This is a genomic window from Paenibacillus sp. Marseille-P2973, from assembly GCF_018101095.1.
In the GTDB taxonomy this organism is placed as follows: domain Bacteria; phylum Bacillota; class Bacilli; order Paenibacillales; family Paenibacillaceae; genus Fontibacillus; species Fontibacillus vini.
In genome coordinates this window covers 1-11,997 of the sequence record NZ_JAGQEH010000009.1, presented here as the reverse complement: position 1 = coordinate 11,997, position 11,997 = coordinate 1, and the positions used below count along the sequence as shown (strand labels likewise).

The window sequence follows — 11,997 nt, the reverse complement described above, 5'->3', positions numbered from 1 at the left end:
CATGTTATAATGAAGAAGACGGCTTGGATAGAACGTAAGAGTGAGGGTGAGGTCAATGAAACAGTTGATTGTTCACTGCGGCCCTGATTCCACCCAGATGGCGCTGCTTGAAGAAGGAAAATTGGTGGAATATGCAGCGGAGCGTTCTCAAAAAAGAGGACTGGTAGGCAGTTTTTTTAAAGGAAAAGTCATGAATGTGATACCCGGTATGCAGGCTGCTTTCGTTGATATCGGCCAGAAGAAGAATGCATTCCTATATATCGATGATTTATTGCATCCTCATTTGGAGAAACAGCCTAAGCAAAAGCCTCCGATTTCGGACTTGCTTAAGCCGGGACAGGAATTAATTCTGCAGGTAGTTAAAGAAGCAATCGGAAACAAAGGGGCGCGCGTAACGACGCACTATTCGCTACCCGGTCGTTGGCTTGTTTATATGCCGTCAGCCGGGTATGTTGCCGTATCCAAGAAAATCGGGCAAGAGGAAGAACGTTCCCGTCTCAGAGAGATCGGGGAGGAGCTGCGTACGCCTGAAGAAGGGCTTATCCTGCGGACGGTTGCCGAATATGCGGAGAAAGAAGCGGTCGCGGAGGATCTTGCCCAGTTAAGAGAGCAATGGGGAACGATTTTGCTTAAAGGTGAACAAGCTTCCGCCCCTGCCGCTTTACATCATGATCTTAGCATGGTTCAACGGCTGATGCGGGATGTGTATAGCCCGGCAACGGATGAGCTGATCATGGATTGCCCGGAACAAGCCGGAGAGGCGACTGCTTTTTTGGCGGCAATGCTGCAAGGTAAACAACCGAATGTCCGAATTTACAAGGCCGATATTCCTCTATTTGATTACTATGGAATCAAGCAGCAACTGGATAAGGATTTTCAGCGCAAGGTGTGGCTGCCGGGAGGCGGATATCTGGTCTGGGACACGACGGAAGCTTTGACGGTGATCGATGTGAATACCGGGAAATTTACCGGCGGAGACAATTTGGAAGATACCGTATTTCGGACGAATGTGGAGGCGGCTCGGGAAATTGCGAGGCTGGTCCGGCTCCGGGATACCGGCGGAATTATCATTGTCGATTTCATTGATATGAGCAGCGAGCATCATCGTACGGCCGTGTGCGATACGTTGGAAGCTTCGCTGAACGGGGATCGGACACAGCATCATATATTAGGCTGGACCAAGCTTGGATTGCTGGAAATGACCCGGAAAAGAATGAGGGAGCAACCTATTTTTTAGGTGATGATTGATTTCTTAATGAACCCATGGTAGTATATTAGGGTATGTGTTATGAGTTAGCCTTGTACACATGCTGTAACCGCTCCGATCGGGTTAGAAAGTCCGTTTGTTCTTAAGGACAACGGCACCTAAATCAGGCGAGTCTGAGACATGAGGAGGTGCAAGCAAATGTACGCAATTATCGAAACTGGCGGTAAACAATACCGTGTTCAAGAAGGCGATGTTCTTTACATCGAGAAATTGAACGCTGAAGATGGCGCAAGCGTGACGTTCGATCGCGTGTTGGCAGTATCTAAAGGTGAAGGTTTGGTAACGGGAGCTCCATTGGTATCCGGCGCAAGTGTAACGGCGAAAGTCGAAAAACACGGCAAAGGCCAAAAAGTTGTCGTTTACAAATACAAGCCTAAGAAGAACTACCACAAAAAACAAGGTCATCGTCAACCTTACACGAAAGTGACCATCGAGAAAATCCAAGCGTAAGTAGGTGCGGTAGATGATTATCGTCTCCATTCTGCGCGGCAGGGATAACGACATAACAGGGTTTGAAGTGTCAGGTCATGCTGGCTACGCCGAATCAGGACAGGATATCGTATGTGCCGGTGTATCCGCCGTTACTGTTGGTACGGTGAATTCTATCGAGGCGCTGACGGGAACCGTGATGGATGCCGAAATGAAAAACGGCTTTCTGAACGCGAAACTTCCCGGGGATGTTGCTCCGAAAGCGGCTGAACAGGTGCAATTGCTGCTCTTATCCATGGTCGTTATGCTTCAGAGTATCGAAGGCTCATACGGATCGTATATTAAAATAAAAGACGTTATTATTTGAAGAAGGAGGTAGATGGACAATGTTGAAATTGGATCTTCAGTTGTTCGCTTCGAAGAAGGGCGTAGGCTCCACGAAGAACGGACGTGACAGTATTGCGAAACGCCTTGGCGTTAAACGTGCAGACGGTCAAACCGTTACCGGCGGAAGCATTCTTGTTCGCCAACGCGGCACGAAAATTCATCCGGGTACCAACGTGGGAATCGGTAAAGACGACACGCTGTTTGCAAAAGTGGATGGCGTCGTGAAATTCGAACGTTGGGGTCGCGACCGTAAAAAAGTGAGCGTCTACCCAGTGGAAACCGCTCCTGTAGCGGCTGCAGTAGAAGCTTAAGAGCTTCGCTTCGGTTGTAACTTTCGAAAGCCCTCGGCATGTGAATGCCGGGGGCTTTCTTTTTGACATGATGGAATGATAAGCCGAAATTGTTTCGCCGGGTGAAGCAGAAAGTATATATTTTGGAACGTTATTCGGACAAGGTTTGTGATATACTGGGTAATGATGTCAGGGTGGAAGGTTCGCCCAATCTGTTTAGAGGAACGGGGTAACTCATGAAACATCGGTTCACGGCGTCGGCGATCGTGGCTGCGCTATCCATTGCTTGTCTGGTTCTTATGTATTATTTTCATTCACCGGCTGGCTATACTCTTATCGGCTTATGCCTGTTGTTCCTATTTTTCGGGTATGTAAAGTATGTAAACAGACAGGCGGAAAACGAGCGAAAGCAACTGCTCGAATCCGTTCAACGGACGGCTGCAGCTACCCTTGGCCATCATCGCCATGACTGGATGAACGATCTGCAAATTTTATACGGATATATCCAGCTGGGCAAGTATGATAAACTGGCGGGCTGTGTGGAAAGAATAAAGGAACGGATGGCAGCGGACAGTAAAATTTCCAGGTTAGGCATTCCTTCGCTTGTTTTTTACCTCCACTCGTTTCGGGAAATGAACGGTTCGGTCCAGCTTGAAGTTTGCATACAGGACGACCTCCAACTCGGAGACCTGTTGACTGCGGAGGATGCGGAACAATTCACGGAAGCGATTATTTCGACGATCCGGGCTTATCAGTTTACGGGACGTTCCTCCTGGGGAGAGGTCTTGCAGCTTAAATTGTCCATTTGCCGGGAAGGCGGCGAAGTACTGGCCATGTTTGAACGGCAAGATCATACGTTGGACAATATAGAGATATTAAAACGCCACCTGAATGAATGGAATACCGGCAAAAGAGTGCTGGCGGAGCAGATCGATTCGAGACCCGAATCCTTAAGACTCCGCGTAGCTTGCGCAAACTAGAATGAGGTGAATGCATGTTTGTAGATAAAGCAAAGATATATGTTAAAGGCGGAGATGGCGGAGACGGAATCGTTGCTTTCCGCAGAGAGAAGTATGTGCCTGATGGCGGACCGGCCGGCGGCGACGGGGGCAAAGGCGGCGACGTCATATTCCGGGTCGACGAGGGCCTCAGAACGTTGATGGATTTCCGGTACCAACGTCACTTCAAGGCGGAACGCGGGGAAAAGGGACGCAACAAGAGCCAGCACGGCGCTAATGCGGAAAGTATGGTAGTACGCATTCCTCCGGGTACGGTCCTTATTGATGACGACACGCAGGAAGTGTTGGCGGATATGACGCATCACGGCCAGCAAATCGTCGTGGCAAGAGGAGGACGCGGAGGACGCGGAAACATTCGCTTCGCTACGCCGAACAATCCGGCCCCTGAATTGGCCGAGCATGGCGAGGAAGGTCAGGAACGTTGGATTGTGCTTGAGCTGAAGGTGATGGCGGATGTCGGGCTGGTCGGTTTCCCGAGCGTCGGCAAATCGACGCTGCTGTCCGTCGTATCGGCAGCCAAACCGAAAATCGGAGCCTATCATTTTACAACAATTACGCCGAATCTCGGTGTCGTAGATGTCAGTGAAGGCCGTAGTTTCGTCATGGCCGACCTCCCGGGGCTTATTGAAGGAGCTCATGAAGGTGTTGGGCTTGGACATGAATTTTTGCGTCATGTGGAGCGCACCCGGATCATTATTCATGTGGTTGATATGGCCGGTTCCGAAGGGCGGGATCCTTTTGACGACTGGATGAAGATCAATGATGAGCTTAAGCTCTATAATACCGATTTAGAGAGCCGTCCACAAATCGTGGCCGCCAATAAAATGGATATGCCCGAAGCGGAGGAGAATCTGGAGAAGTTCCGCGAACAAGTGAAGGAAATCCGTCCGGACCTGGAGATTCTCCCTATTTCTTCGTTGACCCGCCAAGGCGTGCAAGAACTGCTTTACCGGGCTGCCGATATGTTGGATGAAATTCCGGAAGCACCAGCTATCGAAGAGGTTACGGAGCTCAGCGAACGGAAAATTTACAAACTGGATAAAACGGAAGACAACAGCTTCACGATCCGGAGAGAGAACGAGATGTTTATCGTCGAGAGTCCTAAGATCGAGCGGATGATGAAGCGTATGCAGCTTCATACCCATGACGCGATCTTGAAATTGGCCCGGACTATGCGCCATATGGGTGTGGACGAGGAGCTGCGGAACCGGGGCGCCAAAGACGGAACCTTGGTCCGCATCGGCGATTTTGAATTTGAATTTGTTGAAGGCAGCAGCTACTATTATTAAGATGCAATGCAGGTCCATGTACACCATGAAACGGATACTATCCTAGAGCAGGATATAGTATCCGTTTTTCTTATAAATAGCGCCTATTACACAAATGTGGATTGCCTCAAGGGAAGCTTTCCGTTATAATGTCCACTATACGAAAACATAAGTCTCTAAGGGGAGGACGTTTGTGAAGGAACGTTATTATCTGGTCCGCGAGGATATTTTGCCTGAGGCTGTCATCAAGACGTTGCAAGTTAAGCAGCTTCTTGCTGTTGGGGATGTAAAAACCGTGCATGAAGCGGTCGCCCAGGTAGGATTGAGCCGAAGTGCCTTTTATAAATACAAAGATGGCATTCATCTATTAAATGAGATTGAGCGGGACAGCATTGTTACTATCTCCTTTGACCTGGAGCACACTTCGGGTATTTTGTCTAAAGTGCTGTCGTTAATTGCCGGCTCGGGAGGAAATGTTCTGACGATCAATCAGAGCATACCGCTTCAAGGCAGAGCCAATGTGGTTATTTCCGTGGAAACCTCCAGATTGACGGAAGAATTGGATGCCTTGATGGAATTGCTTCAAACCACCCCCGGCGTCAGAAAAACGCAGATCGTCGGTCAGGGATAAGTCATTCGTTCTTTACCATTTATTACAAGGGAGGGGTCAAAATATGAAACCCGTTAAAGTAGGATTGCTTGGATTGGGCACGGTGGGAACCGGTGTCGTACGGATTGTTGAAGGACATCAGGAGGACTTGAGCAGTCAAGTCGGGTCCCCGATCGTCATTGAGAAAATAGCGGTTAAGAGTCTGGATAAGAAGCGGAACATTGAAATAGAGCGAAGCAAGTTGACGGAAGATCCTTGGGAGGTCATCCGCGATCCCGAAATCGACGTTATTGTGGAAGTAATGGGCGGCATTGCCGGCACTAAAGAATACATTCTGGAAGCCCTTGACCGGGGAAAGCACATCGTTACGGCCAATAAGGATCTGATGGCGTTGTACGGATCTGAAATTTTGGCCAAAGCGCTGGAGAAGCAATGCGATGTGTTCTATGAAGCGAGCGTGGCAGGCGGCATCCCGATCATACGTACTTTGATTGAAGGTTTCTCTTCGGATCGGATCATGAAAATCATGGGTATTGTCAACGGGACGACGAATTATATCCTGTCCAAGATGAGCCAGGAAGGGGCTTCCTATGAAGACGTCCTTGCTGAAGCCCAGGAACTTGGCTACGCTGAGGCGGATCCTACCTCCGATGTCGAAGGACTTGATGCGGCCCGCAAAATGGCCATTCTCGGAACGCTCGGGTTCCGGACAAATGTAGAATTGCAGGACGTACAGGTTCGCGGAATTTCGTCCGTTAGCAAAGAAGACATCCAGTATGCAAAACGTCTCGGTTATGAGATGAAATTGCTCGGGATCGCGGATCGTCAGGATGACGAGTTCAGTATCGCCGTACAGCCGACCATGGTGAAGAAGAGCCATCCGATTGCGGCGGTGAACGGAGTGTTTAATGCGGTATACGTATATGGCGAAGCGGTAGGCGAGACGATGTTCTACGGAGCCGGGGCCGGCGAAATGCCGACAGCCACTTCCGTCGTTGCCGATCTGGTCGCGGTCGTTAAGAACCTGAAGCTGGGCGTTAACGGTCTGAAAGCTATTGTGCCTTACAAACCAAAAAAATTGAAAAATGACGATCAGATCTCATTTAAAAACTTCCTTCTGCTTCAGGTATCTGATAAAGCCGGGGTGTTGGCTCAGATTACACAGGTGTTCGCTGAATACGAAGTAAGTCTGGAATCGGTAGTCCAGTCGCCTAACGTGGATACTCCTGACGCTGAAATTATGATTGTTACCCATAACGCCAGCAAGGCTAGTATGGATCAAGTACTGAACCATTTCGAAACCCTGGATGTGATTCGTCGGGTTAAGAGCGTATATCGCGTAGAAGGCTAGTAAACCTGAATTTTATATAAATAAGTATCCCATATTCATAAAAGGAGTTTCATCTTATGAACGGCATGTGCATGACACAAACTTGTATAGAATATGGAGGGGAGGTGCGCTATGATCCGGAATGAAGGGGTCCGGGTAAAAGTCCCGGCAAGCACGGCCAATTTGGGGCCGGGTTTCGATACTCTCGGCATGGCGCTCACCCTCTATGCATGGATCGAAATGAAACCGGCGAAAGCCACCGTTTTTCACCTGCATGGCGAGAATCTGGATGGACTGCCGACGGACAAGAGCAATTTGCTTTATAAAGTAGCCCAATCCGTGTTTGATGAAGCGGGAGTATCGCTTCCTGAGCTTGAAATTACGATGTATTCCGATATTCCTTTGACCCGCGGGCTTGGAAGCAGCGCTTCGGCTATCGTGGGCGCCCTGTATGCCGCCAATTTGCTGATCGGTTCGCCGCTGAGCCTTGGCCGACTATTCAATATGGCTACGGCACTTGAACATCATCCGGACAATGTGGGGGCTTCGCTATACGGAGGAATCATCACGGCTGTTTGGGACGGGGCGCACGCAGAAGCGTTGCGGATTGAACCACCGGAACAGCTTGATGTGCTGGTAGCCATTCCGGATTTTCAGCTGTCCACTTCGAAAGCTAGAGAGGTATTACCCAAGCAAATTGGCATGAGCGACGCCGTCTATAACATAAGCCGCGCTTCCTTGCTGACCGCCGCTTTAACCATGGGCCGGTTGGATTTGATCAAGGATGCGATGCGGGATCGGCTGCATCAGCCTTATCGGGCCTCGCTCGTCCCGGGAATGGGACGCATTCTGGAGGAAGCGACCGAGCATGGAGCGCTTGGAACGGCCCTCAGCGGCGCCGGTCCTACGTTGCTGGCACTGGTTGACCGGACGGATAATCAGGGTGAAGAGCTTAGAAGCTTTTTGTTGGGTGTGCTAGGGAACGAAGGGATTACGGCAAGGACGCTTTGGTTAAAACCTTGCACACATGGCGTTACCGAGCTTACTATGATTAAAGGCTCTTCATTACTGGATATGATTAAAGGGGAAGTAAAAGCATGAAACGAATAGCATTGCTACCGGCAGGATCGGTATCCCACGAGGCGGTGCTTCACTTGTTCGGAGACGAACCGGTGGAACTGCTACATTATAAGCAAATTTCGGATGTTTTCTTGGCTGCCGCAAACGGCATCAGCGATTACAGCGTGATTCCGATGGAAAATACGATTGAAGGCTCGGTCAGTTTGCATATGGACTGGCTTGTCCATGAGGTCGACATTCCGATGCAGGTCGAATGGGTATATCCGTCGATTCAAAATCTGGTCGGCAATCGCAACGAATTTGAAGCTTCTTCGGGTGAAGGCATCGACTTTTCGAAAGTAAAGAAGGTTCTCTCTCATCCGGTGGCCATGGCGCAGTGCCTGCAGTTTATCCGGTCCCGCATGCCTCATGCGGAGCTGGAGCATGTAGGAAGCACCTCCGAGGCCGTGGAGCTGGTAAAGCAGCATCCCGGATCCGGCTGGACGGCGGTAGGGACCACCTTAGGAGCCAAACATCACGGACTTGATATTCTTGCGGAAAAGGTTACGGACCACGACAATAACTATACCCGGTTTGCGTTGATCGGGCCGTCGCCTTTGCAAATCGGTTCTAGGCCTTCCGAGGCCAAGACCAGCATTCTCGTTACCTTGCCCGAGGATTTTCCGGGCGCGCTTCATCAGGTTCTCTCGGCGTTTGCCTGGCGGAAACTGAACTTGTCGCGAATCGAATCCCGGCCCACCAAAAAACGGCTGGGTAATTATTACTTTTATATGGATGTGCTTGCTCCGATGGATTCGGTGCTTCTTCCGTCCGCGATCGGGGAAATTGAGGCTTTGGGCTGCCAGGTACGGATTCTGGGCAGTTATCCCAGTTACACTTATGAAGGATTAAAATCGGAGGTGCAGAAATAATGGCAGAACAATGGATCTATTTAGACGGACAATTCGTAACCAAGGAAAATGCAAAAGTTTCGGTATTCGACCACGGTTTTTTATACGGTGACGGGATATTTGAAGGTATCCGTATCTACAACGGCAATATTTTCAAATGCAAAGAACACTTGGACCGTCTGTATGACTCGGCAAAATCGATCATGCTCAACATTCCGCTGACCTTTCAGGAAATGGAGGAGGCTCTTGTTGAAACGCTGCGCCGCAACGAACTGCGCGATGGATATATCCGCCTGGTCGTATCGCGCGGGATGGGCAATTTGGGACTCGACCCGAACCGTTGTCCGAAGGCTTCGGTCGTTATTATTGTGGAGCAACTCGCGATTTACTCGGAGGAAGCTTACAAAACCGGGCTTAAGACCGTATCCGTCTCCACTAAACGGAATCTCCCGGATGCCTTGAATCCGAAGATCAAATCCCTGAACTATTTGAACAATATTCTGGTGAAAATCCAGTCGAATCTGTCGGGAGCGGGCGAGGCGATCATGCTGAATGCTCAAGGCTACGTTACTGAGGGCTCGGGGGACAATATTTTTGTAGTGAAGAACGGCGTGATTACTACGCCGCCTTGTTACTTGGGAGCTCTTGACGGGATTACCCGCCAGGCGATCATCGAAATTTGCAACAATAAAGGCCTCAAAATTAAAGAGGAGCCGTTCACGCTTCATGATGTCTATGTAGCGGATGAAGTTTTCCTGACGGGCACGGCGGCCGAAGTAATTGCGGTTCGCGAAGTAGACGGCCGGATTATTGGCGAAGGTCATGCAGGCCCGATCACGTTGAACCTGCTTGAAGAGTTCCGCAGCATCGTTGACAAAGACGGCTTAAAAGTGTGGTAATTGCATAGCAAGGCGCGTATTCTTAGAATTTTGAATCAAAATCCTGTTCGTTTCGGAAGAGACGGATAGGATTTTTTTATTGTGCGGGGATGTCAAAAACATGGGCTCCTGCATAGGATGTATTAATTGGGCCCCGGGCGGGAGAGTCGCGTACCGGAGAAGAATTCTAGGAGGTCTTTAACGCGTGAAAATCCACATTGTTAAAAAGGGCGACACTTTATTTGATCTCTCAAAAAAGTATCAGGTGCCTTTGCAAAAGCTGATTGAGGCCAATCCGCAAATCGTTAATCCGGATCAACTCAATCTAGGCGACAAGGTAAAGATTCCGTCGTCCGCTGTTCCGGTTGATGGCGAAGGAGCCAATGTCTACAAGCATACAGTCAAACAGGGAGATTCTTTATGGAAGCTGGCTAAAGCCTGGGGGCTTCCGTTGCAGTCCCTGATTCAAGCCAACCCTCAATTGAGCGATCCCAATGTGCTTAAGGTTGGAGAAATCGTTAATATTCCGACCCAAGGACAGAATGCGCCGTCGGATCCTCCCGCAAATGAAAACAATGCCAATCAGGCGCCGATTGTGTCCGGACCAACCGGAAAGAAAAATACGGCACCTATAGCGGGAGGGCAGAAACCTGAACAAACTAAGCCAATTCCTGCTCCTGCTCCGGCCCCGGCGCCATTACCGGCCCCGGCACCTGAGAATGTGGAGCCGCCGAAGCCAGCCCCCGTCCCTGTTCCGATCCAAGTAGAAATCGGCATAGAGAATATTACTTATGAACCGATTCAATATGAGAACATTAAGATCGAGCACATTAAAGCAGAAGAGCCGCCTTGTCCGCCGAAACAAGAATATCCAGTCCTCCCTTCTCCTTATCATTATCAGGTGGAACAACCCGTTTATATTGCTCCTGCCCATACTTCCTCTCCATGCGGGTGTTCGGATAAGGGACCAAAAATGGAGAACGAAAATTTGTTTTATCAGTATCCAATGCATGCCGAGATGGTGTCCTCATATTATGATTTTCCACAAATGCCTCAGGAGCAGGTAATGGGGATGCAAATGCAACACTCCTTTGGAGGCGAGTATCCGGGAATTTCAAACGCTCCGTTCCATCAAGCGCCTGTAACGGGATATTCCATGGAGCCATGCCCGGAGCATCTAATGGATAACAAGCATTACGAATCTCCGTGGCAGCATCCGTTAATGGGCGAGAATTATCCGCATCATTCCGTACATCCGAATGAGATGTATGGCGGAATGCATCAGCAGCAGGGCTACGGCTGGCCGATTCCATACGGACCATCCACCTGTTGCGGACCTCAAGCAATGCCTATTCAGGAATATCATCATGAAATGATGTATCCAAATGCTATGCACCCTAACGCTATGCACCCTAACGCAATGCATCCAAATGCTATGCATCCTAACGCTATGCACCCAAATGCTATGCACCCTAACGCAATGCATCCAAACGCTATGCATCCAAATGCCATGAACCCCTATGGATATGCGCCTGCTTATCAGGAACCGTATGGAGTTATGGGAGAGCAAGTTGCTCCCGGAATGCCAGGAATGACCGGAATGCAGGGGATGTCTGGGATGCCAGGGATGTTTGAAATGCCGGGAATGTCTGAAATGCCAGGAATGTCCGGAATGTCTGGGATGCCGGGAGTAGCGGGAATTCCGGTTCAACCGAATGTCCCTATGGCTCCTCTGGGCGGCTTCGGCGTTCCTGAACCGGTATTGTTTGACCGGAACACCGTAGCCACTGAGTTGACGGGAACGGTTGAGCAACAGAGCTTAGAAGGCTCGGAGAATGTTGCCGAAGTCCAATCTAAGATTAAAACTAAAGGGAAAAAGGATGTAAAAGTATCGGGGAGTGCCGTTTCGGGGAAAACAAACAAGAAGAGATCAGGATCTTCCTCAGGGAGCTCGGAAAAAAAAGAACGCCAAGCAACAGGGCGAGCTAGAAACAGCTCTGAAAATCGGAACCCGTGGATTAAGGAATAGTTAGTGAAAAAAGCGGAGTTTTGCGACTCCGCTTTTTTTATGTTGTTCTTCCATTAATTTCAGCTATTAAATTGCTTGAGGCGTTAAAAGATTTATGATATAGTAAGTATCCCGGTGAGAGCCTAACTCTTTTACCGGAAAAGAAAGCTAGCTTAAAAATTGATAGAGTGAAAAACTTCTTCAAAAAAGTGCTTGCTTTCTTCGCTAGAACATGATATATTATTTAAGTCGCCGCTGAAACGCAGCGACGAACGAAAGCGAAGTTGATCTTTGAAAACTGAACAACGAGTGAGTATTAAATAGAGAAATTAATTTTTCTCGTCAGTTTCAAAATGAGCAAGTCAAACACCTTGATGGAACACCTCTTACCTTCGGGTTTGAGACTCCTTCCATCTTTATTGGAGAGTTTGATCCTGGCTCAGGACGAACGCTGGCGGCGTGCCTAATACATGCAAGTCGAGCGGACTTGATGAGGAGCTTGCTCCTCTGATGGTTAGCGGCGGACGGGTGAGTAACACGT

12 protein-coding genes, 1 rRNA gene and 1 other annotated feature are annotated in these 11,997 nt (G+C 49.3%); all 13 genes read left to right on the top strand.

What is annotated here, in order from left to right; all coding sequences use genetic code 11:
* Positions 1–55: 55 nt before the first annotated feature.
* Complete coding sequence (locus KB559_RS17160; protein ID WP_211023223.1) at positions 56–1,237, top strand: Rne/Rng family ribonuclease; 1,182 nt, start codon at positions 56–58, stop codon at positions 1,235–1,237.
* A gap of 67 nt (positions 1,238–1,304) precedes the next feature.
* Positions 1,305–1,392: a sequence feature (ribosomal protein L21 leader region), on the top strand.
* Between the two features lie 13 nt (positions 1,393–1,405).
* Positions 1,406–1,717, top strand: coding sequence for a 50S ribosomal protein L21 (rplU, locus tag KB559_RS17155; RefSeq protein ID WP_044481735.1), 312 nt, complete (start codon positions 1,406–1,408; stop codon positions 1,715–1,717).
* Between the two features lie 13 nt (positions 1,718–1,730).
* Positions 1,731–2,063, top strand: coding sequence for a ribosomal-processing cysteine protease Prp (locus tag KB559_RS17150; protein ID WP_211023221.1), 333 nt, complete (start codon positions 1,731–1,733; stop codon positions 2,061–2,063).
* Between the two features lie 19 nt (positions 2,064–2,082).
* The gene (gene rpmA / locus KB559_RS17145; protein WP_044481732.1) at positions 2,083–2,394 is read left to right on the top strand and encodes a 50S ribosomal protein L27; all 312 of its coding nucleotides are present in this window, start codon (positions 2,083–2,085) and stop codon (positions 2,392–2,394) included.
* A gap of 215 nt (positions 2,395–2,609) precedes the next feature.
* On the top strand, positions 2,610–3,353 hold the full coding sequence (locus KB559_RS17140; protein ID WP_211023219.1) for a Spo0B domain-containing protein: 744 nt from the start codon (positions 2,610–2,612) through the stop codon (positions 3,351–3,353).
* A gap of 14 nt (positions 3,354–3,367) precedes the next feature.
* A complete protein-coding gene (gene obgE, locus KB559_RS17135) occupies positions 3,368–4,681 on the top strand; it encodes a GTPase ObgE (RefSeq protein ID WP_211023217.1) in 1,314 nt (437 codons plus the stop codon).
* 172 nt (positions 4,682–4,853) lie between these two features.
* Entirely contained in the window at positions 4,854–5,291 is a 438-nt protein-coding gene (locus KB559_RS17130; RefSeq protein ID WP_211023215.1) for an ACT domain-containing protein, read from the top strand.
* Positions 5,292–5,334: 43 nt separating this feature from the next.
* The gene (locus tag KB559_RS17125) at positions 5,335–6,621 is read left to right on the top strand and encodes a homoserine dehydrogenase (protein WP_211023213.1); all 1,287 of its coding nucleotides are present in this window, start codon (positions 5,335–5,337) and stop codon (positions 6,619–6,621) included.
* A 111-nt stretch (positions 6,622–6,732) separates the two neighbouring features.
* Positions 6,733–7,701: a homoserine kinase gene (thrB, locus tag KB559_RS17120; RefSeq protein ID WP_211023210.1), complete on the top strand. Its 969-nt coding sequence runs from the start codon at positions 6,733–6,735 to the stop codon at positions 7,699–7,701.
* Positions 7,698–8,591: a prephenate dehydratase gene (gene pheA, locus KB559_RS17115; RefSeq protein WP_211023208.1), complete on the top strand. Its 894-nt coding sequence runs from the start codon at positions 7,698–7,700 to the stop codon at positions 8,589–8,591. The genes thrB and pheA overlap by 4 nt, the downstream gene beginning before the upstream one ends.
* Positions 8,591–9,469 (top strand): branched-chain-amino-acid transaminase, encoded by an 879-nt coding sequence (gene ilvE / locus KB559_RS17110; RefSeq protein ID WP_211023206.1) that lies wholly within the window; start codon positions 8,591–8,593, stop codon positions 9,467–9,469. Before pheA ends, ilvE begins: the two co-directional genes overlap by 1 nt.
* 184 nt (positions 9,470–9,653) lie before the next feature.
* Positions 9,654–11,477: a LysM peptidoglycan-binding domain-containing protein gene (locus KB559_RS17105; RefSeq protein ID WP_211023204.1), complete on the top strand. Its 1,824-nt coding sequence runs from the start codon at positions 9,654–9,656 to the stop codon at positions 11,475–11,477.
* 395 nt (positions 11,478–11,872) lie between these two features.
* A 16S ribosomal RNA gene (locus KB559_RS17100) occupies positions 11,873–11,997 on the top strand; the annotation flags it as partial.